The sequence below is a fragment of the Collinsella intestinalis DSM 13280 genome, from assembly GCF_000156175.1.
Classification (GTDB): domain Bacteria; phylum Actinomycetota; class Coriobacteriia; order Coriobacteriales; family Coriobacteriaceae; genus Collinsella; species Collinsella intestinalis.
The window spans coordinates 589,961-605,141 of sequence record NZ_GG692710.1 but is presented as its reverse complement, the minus strand read 5'-3'; the positions used below and the strand labels follow the sequence as shown (position 1 = coordinate 605,141).

General features: G+C 62.5%; 13 protein-coding genes and 3 tRNA genes. 4 read left to right on the top strand and 12 right to left on the bottom strand.

Annotation, left to right across the window (positions count from 1 at the left end; all coding sequences use genetic code 11):
• Nucleotides 1-64: 64 nt before the first annotated feature.
• The 3 genes from COLINT_RS02820 to COLINT_RS02810 all read left to right on the top strand — a co-directional run bounded on the left by COLINT_RS02820 (nt 65) and on the right by COLINT_RS02810 (nt 339).
• Nucleotides 65-141 (top strand) — tRNA-His (locus tag COLINT_RS02820).
• Nucleotides 142-167: 26 nt separating this feature from the next.
• Nucleotides 168-244 (top strand) — tRNA-Lys (locus COLINT_RS02815).
• 21 nt (nt 245-265) lie between these two features.
• Nucleotides 266-339 (top strand) — tRNA-Lys (locus COLINT_RS02810).
• A 318-nt stretch (nt 340-657) separates the two neighbouring features.
• On the opposite strand, the gene COLINT_RS02805 is transcribed toward COLINT_RS02810, so the two are convergent.
• Nucleotides 658-2,232 (bottom strand): FAD-dependent oxidoreductase, encoded by a 1,575-nt coding sequence (locus COLINT_RS02805; protein WP_006722825.1) that lies wholly within the window; start codon nt 2,230-2,232, stop codon nt 658-660.
• A 237-nt stretch (nt 2,233-2,469) separates the two neighbouring features.
• Between COLINT_RS02805 and COLINT_RS02800 the strand changes: the two genes are divergently transcribed.
• Nucleotides 2,470-3,468: a D-isomer specific 2-hydroxyacid dehydrogenase family protein gene (locus COLINT_RS02800; protein WP_226803206.1), complete on the top strand. Its 999-nt coding sequence runs from the start codon at nt 2,470-2,472 to the stop codon at nt 3,466-3,468.
• A gap of 161 nt (nt 3,469-3,629) precedes the next feature.
• Here the strand turns inward: COLINT_RS02800 and COLINT_RS02795 are convergent, their stop codons facing one another.
• From COLINT_RS02795 to sufB, 11 genes are all read right to left on the bottom strand, one after another.
• Nucleotides 3,630-4,634, bottom strand: coding sequence for a GGGtGRT protein (locus COLINT_RS02795; RefSeq protein WP_006722823.1), 1,005 nt, complete (start codon nt 4,632-4,634; stop codon nt 3,630-3,632).
• Between the two features lie 21 nt (nt 4,635-4,655).
• The gene (locus tag COLINT_RS02790) at nt 4,656-5,390 is read right to left on the bottom strand and encodes an iron-sulfur cluster assembly scaffold protein (RefSeq protein ID WP_006722821.1); all 735 of its coding nucleotides are present in this window, start codon (nt 5,388-5,390) and stop codon (nt 4,656-4,658) included.
• 256 nt (nt 5,391-5,646) lie between these two features.
• Nucleotides 5,647-7,050 (bottom strand): lysylphosphatidylglycerol synthase transmembrane domain-containing protein, encoded by a 1,404-nt coding sequence (locus COLINT_RS02785; protein ID WP_006722820.1) that lies wholly within the window; start codon nt 7,048-7,050, stop codon nt 5,647-5,649.
• A 61-nt stretch (nt 7,051-7,111) separates the two neighbouring features.
• Nucleotides 7,112-7,765: an ABC transporter permease gene (locus COLINT_RS02780; RefSeq protein ID WP_006722819.1), complete on the bottom strand. Its 654-nt coding sequence runs from the start codon at nt 7,763-7,765 to the stop codon at nt 7,112-7,114.
• Nucleotides 7,765-8,526, bottom strand: coding sequence for an ABC transporter ATP-binding protein (locus COLINT_RS02775; protein ID WP_006722818.1), 762 nt, complete (start codon nt 8,524-8,526; stop codon nt 7,765-7,767). The genes COLINT_RS02780 and COLINT_RS02775 overlap by 1 nt, the downstream gene beginning before the upstream one ends.
• A 202-nt stretch (nt 8,527-8,728) precedes the next feature.
• On the bottom strand, nt 8,729-9,640 hold the full coding sequence (locus COLINT_RS02770; RefSeq protein ID WP_006722817.1) for a glycine betaine ABC transporter substrate-binding protein: 912 nt from the start codon (nt 9,638-9,640) through the stop codon (nt 8,729-8,731).
• A 132-nt stretch (nt 9,641-9,772) separates the two neighbouring features.
• Nucleotides 9,773-10,426 carry an ABC transporter permease gene (locus tag COLINT_RS02765; protein WP_006722816.1) on the bottom strand — a complete coding sequence of 218 codons (654 nt, stop codon included), beginning with the start codon at nt 10,424-10,426 and terminating at the stop codon, nt 9,773-9,775.
• Between the two features lie 110 nt (nt 10,427-10,536).
• Nucleotides 10,537-10,959, bottom strand: a complete 423-nt coding sequence (gene sufU, locus COLINT_RS02760; protein WP_006722815.1) for a Fe-S cluster assembly sulfur transfer protein SufU — start codon at nt 10,957-10,959, stop codon at nt 10,537-10,539.
• A 68-nt stretch (nt 10,960-11,027) separates the two neighbouring features.
• Nucleotides 11,028-12,371 (bottom strand): aminotransferase class V-fold PLP-dependent enzyme, encoded by a 1,344-nt coding sequence (locus COLINT_RS02755; protein ID WP_006722814.1) that lies wholly within the window; start codon nt 12,369-12,371, stop codon nt 11,028-11,030.
• Nucleotides 12,368-13,624: a SufB/SufD family protein gene (locus COLINT_RS02750; RefSeq protein WP_039910530.1), complete on the bottom strand. Its 1,257-nt coding sequence runs from the start codon at nt 13,622-13,624 to the stop codon at nt 12,368-12,370. The genes COLINT_RS02755 and COLINT_RS02750 overlap by 4 nt, the downstream gene beginning before the upstream one ends.
• Nucleotides 13,625-13,629: 5 nt before the next feature.
• On the bottom strand, nt 13,630-15,042 hold the full coding sequence (sufB, locus tag COLINT_RS02745) for a Fe-S cluster assembly protein SufB (protein ID WP_006722812.1): 1,413 nt from the start codon (nt 15,040-15,042) through the stop codon (nt 13,630-13,632).
• Nucleotides 15,043-15,181 lie beyond the last annotated feature (139 nt).

Sequence of the window (15,181 nt, the reverse complement as noted above, 5' to 3'; positions counted from 1 at the left end):
AAAAATACCCCTTGCAATGTTTTTGATAAGAATGCATAATACTCTTCGCTGTGTGACAGACATGGTGGGTGTAGCTCAGTTGGCTAGAGCGACGGGTTGTGGTCCCGTAGGTCGAGGGTTCGAGTCCCTTTACCCACCCCATTCCCTTTCACATAGCAGATGCAAAGGGGCGATTAGCTCAGCTGGCTAGAGCAGGGGACTCTTAATCCCAAGGTCCAGGGTTCGAATCCCTGATCGCCCACCACATTGCATCCTTTGGACATACGGGCGATTAGCTCAGCTGGCTAGAGCAGGGGACTCTTAATCCCAAGGTCCAGGGTTCGAATCCCTGATCGCCCACCCATTGAATTGTGCAGCCTCGCAAGAGGCTGTTTTGCTATCTGTAGCGACTCCTGTGCTTCGGTCCCTTTTGCACTCATGCATGTACGTTCTGATGCATGTATGGCCAGACTCGATATGATGTCGCCCTTGCTGTCGCGCCTAAGGAGTAAGATCGCGACAACAAGTGTACATTTTGGGGAAGGTTTTCCGTTCAATTTGCTTTAGCCCATCACGACGGCCGACGTTTCCCCAGGTAATTTTTGAAGGGAAGCGCTTTTACAAGCGTTGGAGAGCCAAAACCTTCCCCAAAACGTACACGTATGGTTTCGGCGGCACTCAATCAGCGCGATAGTGCGATCCGAGGCCCTCGGTACGGCTTCTCATTGCCTGTAGCATCGCCTGGGCGAGCTTGAGTTGCGAGGAGACGCGTATCCCACGCGCAAGTGCGGCGTCGGCGGGTATCACGCAGCCACGGCAATCTCCGTGAAATCGTGCTTCGCGCTGCAGTCGTTCAATATCGTCGAGTGCCGTTGCAAGGCCTTCTTCGGATCGTTGAATCATGGCGTGTGCGCTCATGGTCCCTTGCATGTCCGTGGTGATGCGGCTGGCGTCCATGTCGCCCAAAGGCGCTGCGCTCATCCGGATGCGCTCAAGTGACTCTTTGAGGATACGGTCCGCATTGATATAGGTGGATGCTGTGGTGCCGTGATTCGCGGCGCCCTTGCCGGCAATCCGTCCAAAAACCAGGCCGTTTGCGCTGGAGAGCCCCCCGATTCGATCGGCGCCGTGCATGCCGCCCGTGACTTCACCACATGCAAAAAGTCCTGGTACGCTCGTCTTGGCATGAGCGTCGATGCGGATACCGCCGTTTGCCGCATGCGCGTACATCGCAACGCGCAGCTCGTCGTTGGGGGTGATTCCAAGCTCGTCTTCCATCCATTGCGCGAACGTCTGCACGAACTCCGGCGCGCCGTCTTTGGGAAAGTTGTAGTGGACGGCGATTCCGTCCTCTCCGGCGGCGTCGATTGCCATGTCGACGAGTTCATCACCGAGACGGCACGTGAACGGTCCGTGTCCTGAGCGCGCTTCAAGTAAATCGGAAAGCCCGTTGCGGTCGGCGGGCAAAATACCGGCGGGGTCTTCGAAGACCGCATAACGGAAGGTCTTTTCGTTGAAGACGATTCCACGGGCGGGCGAGACGAGCCCAGGCATCATTTGCATGAATTCGATATTCACGAGTGAGCAGCCCGCGTCGAGGGCGATGCCGTGTGCGGAACTGAGGACGTCTCGTGAGGTGAGACTGCGTTCAAACAGTCCTCCCGTGCCGCCGGAGCACAGGATGACCGACTTGGCGGGGAAGGGGAAAAGCTCCTGTTCGCGCCTGTCGTACAGGATGGCGCCGATGACCGGGCCATGTTGATCTCGAACGATTTCCATGAGCTCGCAGCGCTCTAGGAGCTCGATGCCGAGCCGTTCTATCTCGGCACGTGCGACGCGTTCGAAAGCCTCGCGCTTTATGCCCCGCCACAGGCGATTCGTGTGGTCGAAGCAGGGGATGAACGTGACCTCGCGCGCGCTCTTGGCGCTGGAGGGGCGTTTGAGGGGAACGCCGAGCTCCTGTTCAAGCCATTCAATTGCGGGGCGGATGTTGTGAACGAACGTTTCGACAAGGGTGGGATCGGCGACGCCGCAGCCGACATTCTCGATGGTTGCGATGAGATCGGCTTCGTCTTCTTCGTCGGATGGGCCGATGAGTCCCAAGCCCCAGGTGCCTGGATAGAAGCTCGATCCGCCGAAGAGTGGGCTGGCACAGGCGATTGTGACGTTCGCGCCCGCTCGCGCCGCCTCAATCGAGGAAACGATGCCGGCGATGCCGCCGCCGATTACGAGGACGTCGGTCTCTTCGTGCATGTTGGTCCCTTCTCACGTTCTGTCAAAAGCGTAGGGGTCTTACCGTTATAAGACAACCGATGCCCCAGTGAGGCTCTCAAATGGCCCATGAACGGTCGATTGTCCCTTGTGGCTGGTGCGAGCAACGTATGGGCGAAGGTCCGCTCTGAGGGGCTGTGCGCTGCCTTTGTGGTGCGGGGGCTCATCCCATTGCGCATCGGGTATAGTGCTGGCATCGCAAGGGAACCCGGAGATGGGATGGACGATATGAAGATCAAGGTTTTCGAACTCCGCGATGACGAGCGCGCGGCGTACGACCGTGTTGTTGGCGAGCTGCCCGCCGGTTGCGAGGTGGCCTGGTCCGCGGACACGCTTACGAGCGCGACGCTGGACATGCTGGATGGCGCTGAGGGAGTTGTCATCGTCAACAAGAGCCCGTTGGATGCGGACATGCTTCGCGAACTGCACGATCGAGGGGTTCGGTATGTTGCAACGCGCAGCATCGGCTTCAACCATATCGATATAGATGCGGCCAAGGAACTTGGCATCCATGTGTGCAATACGACCTATCCGCCTTATGGCGTTGCTGAGTTTGCCGTCATGCTCATGCTCATGGCTCTGCGCAACTACAAGCCCGCCATGTGGCGACAGCAGGTCAACGACTACTCGCTAGCCGGATTGCGCGGTCGCGAGCTGCGCACCCTCACAGTGGGCGTCATGGGGACGGGTCGCATCGGCCGCGCCGTTATCGATTATCTGCGAGGCTTCGGCTGCAAGATTCTCGCATACGATCCGTTCCCCAGCGAGGAGCTCGCCGCTCGCGGCGATGTCACCTATGTGGGACTCGACGAGCTGTATGCCCAGAGCGATCTTGTGACGGTGCATATCCCGCTCATGGAATCCACGCGTGGCATTATCGACTGCGAGGCGATTGCAAAGATGCGCGACGGCGTGGTGCTGGTGAATGTCAGCCGCGGAGAGCTCATGGATGTCGATGCGCTGGTCGAGGGCATTGAGAGTGAGAAGATCGGTGCCCTTGCCATGGATGTCTTCCCAGAGGAAGACGGCATTTACCATGTGAGCCGCACACACGACATCCTGGCAAATCGCAACATGGCGTATCTACGCCAGTTCCCCAACGTCATCCTGACGCAGCATATTGCCTTCTATACGGATATCGATGTCGACAGTATGGTCGAGCAGGGCATTCGCGGCATTTTGGCAATGGCGACGGGAGAGTGCCCAACCGAGCTGTAGCGTTTCACGCCCGTAGCTTTTCAGTCCGCATCACCAGTGTTGTGAAACATCGATTTTGGCAAAAGCGCGCCACTCGTGATGCGGAATCGTGGATAGCAAAATGGCCGCCACCCGAAGGTGACGGCCATTATCATGCCGAGTCTATGCGTGCAGTGTGAATGCTACTCGTTGATGGCGGCGTTCACGGCAACGGCGCAGGCGACGGTGGCACCGACCATGGGGTTGTTGCCCATGCCGATGAGACCCATCATGTCGACGTGCGCAGGCACGGAGGAGGAACCGGCGAACTGGGCGTCGGAGTGCATACGGCCCATGGTGTCGGTCATGCCGTAGGAGGCAGGGCCGGCGCCCATGTTGTCCGGGTGCAGGGTACGGCCAGTGCCGCCACCGGAGGCCACGGAGAAGTACTTCTTGCCGGCCTCGAGGCGCTCCTTCTTGTAGGTGCCCGCGGTGGGGTGCTGGAAGCGCGTGGGGTTGGTGGAGTTGCCGGTGATGGAGATGTCCACGTTCTCGTGCCACATGATGGCAACGCCCTCGCGGACGTCGTCGGCGCCGTAGCAGTTGACGGCAGCGCGGGGACCATCGGAGTAGGGGATGGTCTCGACGACCTTGAGCTCGCCCGTGAAGTAGTCGAACTGGGTCTTCACGTAAGTGAAGCCGTTGATGCGGGCGATGATCTGGGCGGCGTCCTTGCCGAGGCCGTTCAGGATAACGCGCAGCGGCGTCTTGCGGGCCTTGTTGGCGTTGAGGGCCAGCTTGATGGCGCCCTCAGCAGCGGCGAAGGACTCGTGGCCGGCGAGGAATGCGAAGCACTCGGTGTCGTCGGACAGGAGCATAGCGCCCAGGTTGCCGTGGCCCAGACCGACCTTGCGGTCCTCGGCGACGGAGCCCGGGACGGTGAAGGCCTGGATGCCCTCACCGATGATGGCGGCAGCCTCAGAGGCGGTCTTGGCGCCCTTCTTGATGGCCAGCGCGCAGCCCAGGGTGTAAGCCCACTCGGCGTTCTGGAACGCGATGGACTGGGTGTCGTGCACGATCTCGCGGGCGTTCACGCCCTTGTCGAGGCAGATCTGCTCGGCTTCCTCGAGGGAGGCGATGCCGTTCTCAGCGAGGCAGGCGTTGATCTTCTCAACGCGGCGCTCGTAACCTTCGAAAGTAACAGCCATGGTTATAGTCCCTCCCTTTCGTTACTCGTGGACCGGGAAGACGTTGGCGACCGTGTGGGTCTCCTCGTCCGTGCGCGGGTCGATGTACTTGGCGGCGTTCTCCCACTGACCGTAGTGGCCCATGGCGCCGGCGATGGCCTCCTCGGGGGTCTTACCGGTCTTGAGGGCGTCGGTGAACTTGCCGAGGTTCATGAACTCGAACGCGATGATCTCGTTGTTGGCGTTGAGGGCCATGCGGGTCACGTAGCCCTGGGCGAGCTCGAGGTAGCGAGCGCCCTTGGCCTTGGTGCCGAACATGGTGCCGACCTGGGAGCGAAGGCCCTTGCCGAGGTCGTCGAGGGAGGCGCCCACGGGCAGGCCGCCCTCGGAGAACGCGGTCTGGCTGCGGCCGTAGACGATCTGCAGGAAGATCTCACGCATGGCCACGTTGATGGCGTCGCAGACGAGGTCGGTGTTGAGAGCCTCGAGGATGGTCTTACCGGGAAGGATCTCGGAAGCCATGGCGGCGGAGTGGGTCATGCCCGAGCAGCCGATGGTCTCGACGAGGGCCTCCTCGATGATGCCCTCCTTGACGTTCAGCGTGAGCTTGCAGGCACCCTGCTGGGGGGCGCACCAGCCCACACCGTGCGTGAGGCCGGAGATGTCCTTGATCTCCTTGGCCTGGACCCACTTGCCCTCCTCGGGGATGGGCGCGGGACCGTGGTATGCACCCTTGGCGACGGGGCACATGTTCTCCACTTCCTGTGAGTACTGCATGCCTCTCCTCTCTTTCGTAGTTGGTGCCCATCTCGCGGCCAGTCGACTGCGCAACGGGCAAACCTGACATGCAGATTCATTTTAACGCGATTTGTCCACCCTGTATTCCGTGAACGGTGGAAATTCGATTCTGGAGCGTTTCAATAGGTGAAATTGCGTGTGAAGTGTTCGCGCTTCGTGAAGAGACCGAAGGTTGACGTATTTTGCGCGCGGATTGAAACGATTTCAAGCCGACGAATCCCAGGAATGGTTGGGGTTATCGTGTCTCCCCGTTGTTGCGACGCGCCGATTCGGCGGGGCGAGGCTTTTTGGGCATTTTCACGGTGAGATCGCCTGTTTGTGAGCGTGTGACTTTGCGCTCGGGCGAGCTCGGCTGCGATGCGGTCGGGCGATACGCGATTCCCGCACGGCGTTTGACGCTGCCCCAATCGCCATGGGCGACGTGGACGGTGTTCTCGAGGCGGCGGTCCCATCGGTGGTAGATGCTTTCCCCGGTTGTGGAGCGCATGCCCATGCACGGTGCGGCGATGACGACGGGGAGCAGGTATTCAACGGAGCGCCAGATGACTAGGCCTGCAGATAGATGCCAGCCGAACATGTTGCCGAATAGATAGGTGAAGCCCACCTCGGCGCCGCCTGCGCCGCCGGGTAGCGGGATGGCGTTGACCAGGAGCTCGACCATCGAGCCCGAGGCGAGGCAGATCAGCAGGTCCGCTTCGAGGCCGAATGAGCGAAGTACGAAATAGGGGAGCGCGTACATGCATCCAAGCTGGAGCAGCGTGAGGAGCTCGACGACCGGAAGCACGTGCCAGTTGGATGCGGCGGAACGGAACGCCTGGGAGAAGGAAGTGACCTGCGTGGTGAGGAAGTCGAGATAGCGCTCGTAACGTTCGTCATTGAGGACGTGCAGGGCATGGCCCAGCTTGAGACCGAGACCGCCGAGCTTTTGGATGGGGCCGGGGAGCAGGCAAAGGAGAAGGACGCCGCCGACTTGGACGAACTTGAACCCGAACATGAAGACCCCGATCCACACGACATCGAGCCCAAGGATCTTGACGTCGGCGAAGGTCGTCAGGAAATAGTCACCGCAGAACAGCAGCATGATGGCGGCGAAGATGCCCTCGCCCGCCTCATAGAGGGTGAAGCGGACGAATTGCAATGCCGAGGCATCCGGCAGGGAAAGGCCCGCGCGGGTGAGGCGATAGATTTGGGAGGGGATGACGCCGGCACCGCCGGGGGTGAGGCGCATGAAGAAGACGCCGGAGGCTTCGACGCTCATGAGGTCCCGAAAGCCCACGGGGGAATCATGGTCGACCACGACGATGGCGGCGTATGCGAGGACACCGAAGACGTAATAGCACAAAAAGCAGGCGACGCCCGCGATGATCCACTGGGGGTTGACGCCTATGAGTGCACGGACGAAGTCGTCGAGCTGGCCGCTCAAGACGAGGTAGGCGGCGTAGGCGATTCCGAGGAACGCGAGGAAGATGAACGTGGTGCGCACCTGCTTCATGGAGGTGCTGTCGGCTTTGCGGTCCTGGACGGCCGAGGTGTCACCTACGGCGATCTTGGGGGCACGCCGATCGCGAGTCGGCTCGACGGACCCGGTTGCCCCGGTTGCCGTTGGGCGCTCCTGTTCGCGATCGATGTTCGACGTCATGCCTTGCCTCCATGGTGCATCGTGCGCCGCGTCGTCGCGGCCGTGTACACAGTGTACCCGTCTACCGCCGTGCGGCCCCGGGCTTGTCCCGATGCACAAGATGGCTACGCGCTTCGATAAGCCTGAGCGTGCCATCGAGGGCGAGTGCGAGGGCGGCGCAGCAAATCGTGCCAGCGAGGATCTTGTCGATGTTCATGCTCCGCAGACCGCTGAGCAGGATCATGCCGAGTCCCCCGGCGTTGATGGTTGCCGCGATGGTGGCAATACCGACGGTGGAGATGCAAGCCAGGCGTACGCCGGCGATGATGGCGGGAAGGGCGAGGGGCAGCTGCACTTTGATCAGCACTTGCGAATCGCTCAGGCCCATGCCGCGCGCAGCTTCGATAAGTGCCGGGTCAACGCCACGAATACCCTCGAGAGCATTGCGGACGAGCATGAACTGGTTGTATACCACCATGACGATGACGGCGCTGGTGAAGCCCAATCCGGTCAGAGGGATGAGCAGGGCGAACAGTGCGAGACTGGGAATGGCGTACGCTGCCCCGAGGACCTCTACTACGGCATTGCCGAGCGGTCGGCTCCGTAGACAGGCAACGGTGATGAGCGCGGCGATGGCACAGGAGATGAGCATGGTCGCGCCCAGCAGCATGAGGTGCTCGGCTGTCGCCTCGAGCAGGTCGTCGGCGTGCGTGGCCATGTATGACAACAGGCCCATCACGCCCTCCTGCCCTCGGGCGTGTAGCCCTGCGTTTCGAGCAGCTCGCGTATGAAGGGCGTGGCGGGATGTGCGAGCAGCTCTTCGGGGGTGGCGTATTGCTGCACGCGGCCGGCATCGACCACCAGGACCTTGGTGCCCAGCTTGAGCGCCTCGGTGACGTCGTGCGTTACGAAGATGAAGGTCTTGCCACTGCCGCGGTGGATGCGTAGCAGCTCGTCCTGCAGTTTGGCGCGGGTGATCGCATCGATGGCGCCGAAGGGTTCGTCGAGCAGCATGATCTCGGGCGAGGCGGCCAATGCACGCACGAGCCCCACGCGCTGTTGTTGACCGCCGGAGAGCTGGGCGGGGTAGCGGTCGCGAAAATCGGCTGGGTCGAGGTGGACGAGCTCAAGCAGCTCGTCCACGCGGGCGTCGATGCGCCCGCGGTTCCACTTGAGGATTTTGGGCACGCAGGCGATGTTCTCGGCGACGGTCATGTGCGGGAACAGTCCCGTCTGCTGGATGACATAGCCGATGCCCCGGCGCAGCTCGACAGGGTCGACCTGCGACACATCCTGGCCGTTCACCAGCACGGTTCCCGTGTCGGGATCGTGCAGGCGGTTGATGAGCTTGATGAACGTGGTTTTGCCGCCACCTGAGGTGCCGAGCACGCAGACGAGTTCACCGGGATCGATCGCCAGGGAGACGCGGTCGAGCGCCGGTGCCGCCGCGCCCGGGAAGCGCTTGGTGACATTTTTGAATTCAACTGCCGGGGTCATGAGCCGTCCTTCTCCGCTCGTAACGTTGCCTTGTCATGTCGGGAGCTGATGTTGGATGAGGTTTTTCGTACTCGTGTTGGGTTTTGCGAAGTAGAGGCGCGCTGGGCCCTGACAAAGCCCCAGTTGGGGAAGCGCCGACAAGGGAATGTACTTCGAACCTGCCGGAATCAGTACGAAAAACCTCATTGAAGTGCCGCGACTGCTATGAAATGGAGTCGTAGTAGTCCTTCGCGACGTCCTCGTAATCCTCCTTGTCGATGTCAACGCGGGCGTTGAGGCGCGTGAGCTCCTCGGTGGTGAGGGCGGCGTTCACGCGATCGAGCGCCTCGGCGATACCGGGGTTGGCCTCGAGGACTTCGGCGCGCACGACGGGAGCCACGTTGTAGGGCGGCCAAACGTGCTTGTCATCCTCGAGCAGCGTGAAGCTGGGGTAGGTGAGCTGGGCTTCTGTGGTGTAAGCGGGGGTGACGTCGGCCTCGTCGTTGCGAAGCACCTCGTACTTCAAACCCTCGTCGTAAATCGCGGAGGCCTTCCAGTCGAAGGGGCCATAGGTGGCCTCGAGGGCGGGGAGGCCGTCGGCTCGCTCGTCGAATTGACCCTGGCTGGCGAAGCGCAGGTCTTCGGCGTGGGCCTGCAGGTCGGAGATGGTCTTGATCCCGTACTTCTTTGCGGCCTCGGTGCGAATCACAAGCCCCTGGCCATCGGCAGCCTCGGACTTGCTCAGCCATACTAGATCGAACCGATCGGCATAGGCGCTCTTAACGGTCTCGTAGACCTCCTCGGGGTCGGTCAGGGGGTCCATCTTGAGGACGGAGATGAGGCCGGTGCCCGTGTATTCGGGGTACAGGTCGATGTCGCCGTTTTCGATGGCGGTGTGAATGAGTGAACCCGAGATCTCAAACGAGCGATTGACATTGAATCCCGCGTCCTCCAGGGCAAGGGCGTAGAGCTCGGAGAGGATGACGCCCTCGGTGAAGGCCTTCGAGCCGACCGTGATGGCGTTCTCGCTGCCTTTGGAGTTTCCGCAACCGGAAAGAGATGAGGAGCTCAGGAATGAGAGTGTTGCGGTGCCACATAGGGCTAGAGCGCTGCGACGGGTGATTGTGGTGTTCATGATGGTCCTTTCGGAAGGAATGACACGTGCCTGATTAGAAGGGCTGATCAACGGCGGCTCTCACATTGCCGGGCGGCCGGTTGGTCATGCTGCGCCGAGGTCGATGGGCGGGAACGAGGGCCGTCCGTAGAATCAGCGGGCGGATGAGCCGACGTGTTCGTACGTGCGGATGCGTCGATCGACCATGGCGAGCACGCGATTGACGATCAACGAGAGCACGGCGACGGAGATGCCGCCGATCCAGAGCAGGACGTTACGGAGCGCTCCGAGCCCGGTATAGATGAGGATACCCAGGCCGCCCGCCCCGATATACGCTGCGAGTGTTGCGGATGCGATGATTTCGGAAGCGGCGGTGCGGACACCGGAGAAGGCAAGCGGGAAGGCGAGCGGCGCCTTGACGGTGAGCCAGAGACGAGCCGGACTCATGCCCATGCCGACTCCCGCCTCTATGACATCGGCGGGGACGCTTCTCAATGCGACGGCCGTGTTGATGAGGATGGGCGGGATGGCGAGGACGGTGAGCGCCACGACTGCGGGCACGGTGCCCACGCCCAGGTACGGTACGCAGATAATGAGAATCGCCAGGCTGGGGATCACGCGAAGGACCCCAGCTGTCCCGGTGGCGAGTCGTTCGCTCCATGCGTGCTGGGAACACAAGATGCCGAGTGGGACCGCGATGGCGAGCGCCGCGGCGAGTGCCATGCCGCTGATGGCGAGATGGTCGATGACCATCTGGACCCATTCGGCCCCATGCTCGGAAAAGTATGTCGTAATCTGCTGGATCATCTCCACCTTGGTTCAACGAGGTCGCAAACGGTGACGGGTGAATTGAGCGTGGCCGCCTTGTGCCCCCTCAATTTAGGGACAGTCCCCAAATCGAGGGGCGTGGAAGGGCTCTAGGCATCGAGCATGCCGTCGAGGGTGCGCCAGGCGAGTTCGGCGCACTTCACACGCGCCGGCATGTGCGAGATGTCCTTAAGCTGAGCGGCCTCGTCGAGGTCTTCGAAATCCTCCTCGGAGAGCTCCTCGCCGCGGATCATGGCGAGGAAAAGGCTCGAGAGGCGCTTTGCCTCCTCAACGGTCTCGTCGGTGATGAGCTCGGCCATAATGTCGGCCGATGCCTGGGAGATGGCGCAGCCGTGACCGGTGAACGCGGCCTCGACGATCACGCCGTTCTCGACGCGCAGCGAGAGCGTGAGCTCGTCACCGCAGCTAGGGTTGATGCCGTCGTGCGTGTGCGTGGGGGCATCCATCTCGTACTTGTAGTCGGGATGTGTATTGTGCTCCATGAAAGAGGCGGAGCCGTAGAGGTTGCCCATGCTCGGGTCCTTTCGTGTACTGAAAACCTCAATTTAGGGACTGTCCCTAAATTGAGGTGCGCGTGCGACTAGTTGTGGAAGACGCTCCAGACATGGTTCAGGGAGTCGATGAAGCGATCAATGTCGTACTTGTCGTTGTAGAAGGCGATGCTGGCGCGGCAGCAGGCGAGATTCTCGACCTGAAGCCAGGTGAGCAGCGGCTGAGCGCAGTGGTGGCCTGCGCGGATGCACACGCCGTCCATGTCCATGATGCTGGCGACGTCGTGCGGGTGGATACCGCGCACGTTGAAGCTGATGGCGCCATGGTGCTGGTCCCAGTAGATGGACCCGACGATGTCGACGAAGGGAAGCTCGACCATACGGCTCATGGCGTAGTGGACGAGTGCGCGCTCGCGCTCGGCGACGGTCTCGTAGCCGACCTTGTTCACGAGGTAGTCCAGCGCGACGCCCGTGGCGTAGATGCCCGCGGCGTCTTGCGTGCCGGCCTCGAACTTCTCGGGCACGGGGGCCCAGGTGGCTCCCTGCTCGGTGACGGAGTCGATCATCTCGCCGCCGGTGTAGACCGGGTCGGTGCGATCGAGCAGGTCCGTGCGACCCCATAGCACGCCAACGCCCATGGGGCCGAGGGCCTTGTGCGCGGAGAAAGCCAGGAAGTCGGCCCCGAGCTCCCGCACGTCGAGGGCCATGTGCGGGACGGACTGCGCGGCGTCGACCACCATGTAGGCGCCGTTGGCGTGAGCGGCCGCGGCGAGCTTGGCGATGGGGTTCTCCACGCCGAGCACGTTGGAGACGTGGCCGCAGGAGACGATCTTGGTCGCAGGGCCGATCTTGGCGGCGATCTCGTCGTCGGTGATCTGGCCGGTGGGGGTTGGGTAGAGGTAGACGAGCTTCGCGCCGGTCTCGCGGCAGACCTGCTGCCAGGGGATGAGGTTGGAGTGGTGCTCCATGATGGAGATGACAACCTCGTCGCCAGGCTCGAGCACGCGCGGGGCAAAGCCTTTGGCTACGATGTTCAGGGCTTCGCTCGTGTTGCGGCAGAAGACGACCTCGTTGGCGCGGGCGCGACCGCGCTCGTCCACGGCGCCGATGAGCTCGGCGACCTGCGAGCGGACCTTCGCGATGGCCTCGGTCGCCTCGACGGAGAGCGAGTACAGGCCACGCAGCGGGTTGGCGTTCATCGTCTCATAGAAGGTCTTCTGCGCCTCGAGCACGCAGGCGGGACGTTGAGCGGTGGCACCGCTGTCCAGGAAGGCGAGTTCGGGGTGCTGGGCGAGCAGTGGGAAGTCGCCCTTGAAGGGGTTGAGCTCGATATCGACGCGCGGCCAGCCGCGGCTGACCTCGTCGGAAGCATCGAAGACGAATTCAGACGGAGCCGTGCAGGTGTCGCACGTCACGTTCTCGGTGTCGATCACGCGATCTCCTCCTCAAAATGCGGGATGATCTGGTTGCCGAGGCGCACGACGTTGGCGCGCACGGCGTCATTGGGCGCCTGCAGCGCGGCGTCCTCGAGCTTTGCGGAAAGGAACAGGGCCTCGGTCTGCTCCTGGGAGAGGCCGCGGCATGCCGCGTAGAAGAGCTGATCGGGACGCACGTGGCCGATGGTTGCTCCGTGGTTGCCCGCGACGTCGTCCTCATCGCACAGGATGTTCGGGACGGTTTTGTTGTCCACGCCCTTGCTCGCCAGCAGCACAGTCTCGCGCTCGTTGCCCTCGGCGCCCTTTGCCCCGTGGATGAGGTCGATGGTGCCGCGCAGGCACTTCTTGGACGTGCCCGTGAGTACGCCGTTGGCATCCATGTTGGAGACGGTCTTGCGCCCGCGATGGCGGATGATGTAGTTGAAGTCGCGCTGTTGGGTGCCCGAAGCGAGATAGCTCGTGTCGACGTCGATGCGGGAGCGGTCGCCGCGCAGGTCGGCCGCGAGGCCGGTGGCGGTGAAGCCGCCGCCCAGGACCACGTGGCGCACGCTCACACGAGCGTCCTTGTCCAGAACGAATCCGGAATCCTCGACGCAGGTGACGGCATCGGATGCGGTGAGGTACACCGTGATGTCGACGCGTGCCCCGGCGCCGGCGAACACACGCATGGTGGAACCCATGAAGGCGGGGGCATCGGCGGCGCTGTCGAGGGAGAGCGCGATGGAGAAGGTGGAGTTGGGCGCCGCGACGATGTCGATGCTGGCGCCCGAAGCCTCGCCCTCGTGCGTAGTGACGCGGATCGTGGCCTCGGCTTCCTCACCCTCCTCGGTGGCGAGCACGGCGGTGCCGCCCGCAAGGAAGTTGAGGTAGGCGCGCATATCGGCGCCCACGCCGGTTTCAAAATCGTTGGCGATGTCGCAAGCGATTTCGGAGAGCGCGGCGCGATGCTCATAGGTTGAGAGTGCGGGAATGTAGAGCTCCTCGGCTCCACGGTCGGCGCCAGTGGCGGCGGTGATCATGGCGCGCTCATCGGCCGGCTTGTCCGTGCGTGCACTGTCGATACGCTCTTGGAGTGCGGCGACGGAGCCTTCGAAGCTGGTGGTGTTGTCGAGTGTGTCTCCCGCCTCAATCTCGACCTGGCAGTTGCGCTCGAGGTCGTCGGGGATCTGAATCGTCACGTCGTTCATCTTGAGCCAGCTCCAGGTGGAGGCGGGCATGGCGGACGCATGGCGGATAGTCATACCTGGCATCTTCATTATCCGATCGCCCCTTCCATCTCGAGCTTGATCAGGTTGTTCATCTCGACGGCGTATTCGAGCGGGAGCTCCTTGGAAACGGGATTCGCAAAGCCGTTCACGATCATGGTGCGGGCCTCCTCCTCGGAGATGCCGCGGCTCATGAGATAGAAGATCTTATCGTCGCCGATGCGGCCGATGGTCGCCTCATGCCCGATGTCGACGTTCTTGGCGCGGATGTCCATCGCGGGGATGGTGTCCGAACGGCTGATGTCGTCGAGCATGAGTGACTGGCACGAGACGCTCGCCGCGGATCCCTCGGCGGCCGGGGTGGCCACGATGGAGCTGCGGAAGGTGGAGATGCCGCCGCCCTTGGAGATGGACTTGGTCTCGACCGTGGCGGTGGTGTCGGGCGCGCCGAGCACGACCTTGCAGCCGGTATCGAGGTTCTGGCCGGTGCCGGCGAACGTGATGCCGGTGAAGCTCGAGCGGCTCTTGCGGCCCGCGAGGACGCTCATGGGGTAGAGGTAGCCCACATGGCTGCCGAAGGAGCCCGAGATCCATTCGATCTCGCCCTCCTCCTCGCAGCGGGCACGCTTGGTGTTTAAGTTGTACATGTTCTTCGACCAGTTCTCGATGGTCGAGTACCGCAGGTGCGCGCGCTTGCCAACAAAGAGCTCGACAGCGCCCGCATGCAGGTTGGCCACGTTGTACTTGGGCGCGGAGCAGCCCTCGATGAAGTGCAGGTCCGCGTCGTCCTCGACCACGATGAGGGTGTGCTCGAACTGGCCGGCACCCTTCGCGTTCAGGCGGAAGTAGCTCTGCAGCGGGAAGTCGAGCTTGATGCCCTTCGGCACGTAGACGAAGGAGCCGCCGGACCACACCGCGCCGTGCAGGGCGGCGAACTTGTGGTCGGTGGGTGGGATGAGCGTCATGAACTTCTCGCGGATGATGGCCTCCCATTCGGGGATCTGCAGGGCCTCCTCGATGCCGGAGTAGACGATGCCCATCTTGGCGGCGGTGTCCTGCATGTTGTGGTAGACGAGCTCGGAGTCGTACTGTGCGCCAACGCCCGCGAGGTAGCTGCGCTCCGCCTCGGGGATGCCGAGGCGCTCGAAGGTGTCCTTAATATCGTCAGGGACGGACTCCCAGTCGTTCTTCTGGTCGGTGTTGGGCTTGACGTAGGTCACGATGTGATCCATGTCCAGGCCCTCGATGCCCGGGCCCCAGGTGGGGTTGGGCGTATTGTGGTAGATCTCGAGCGACTTGAGACGACGCTCGAGCATCCAGGCGGGCTCGTTCTTGCGCTCGGAGATCTCGCGCACGATATCGGGTGTGAGGCCGGCGTCCAGGCGCTCGAAGCCCTCCTCGCCATAGCGGAAGTCGTAGAGGCTGCGGTCGATGTCCGCGACCTCGGTGCGGTTCTTTGCCATCGCGTGCCCCTTACTGCTTGTCGGAGGAACCGCAGGTGGCGCCGTTCGCGTCGAGCGTGGCGCGCAGGGACTGCACCATGCCGGCGCCAAGGTTCATCGACGCGGCGCGCACGGGGTCGACGGCGGGTGCGGGCTGCGC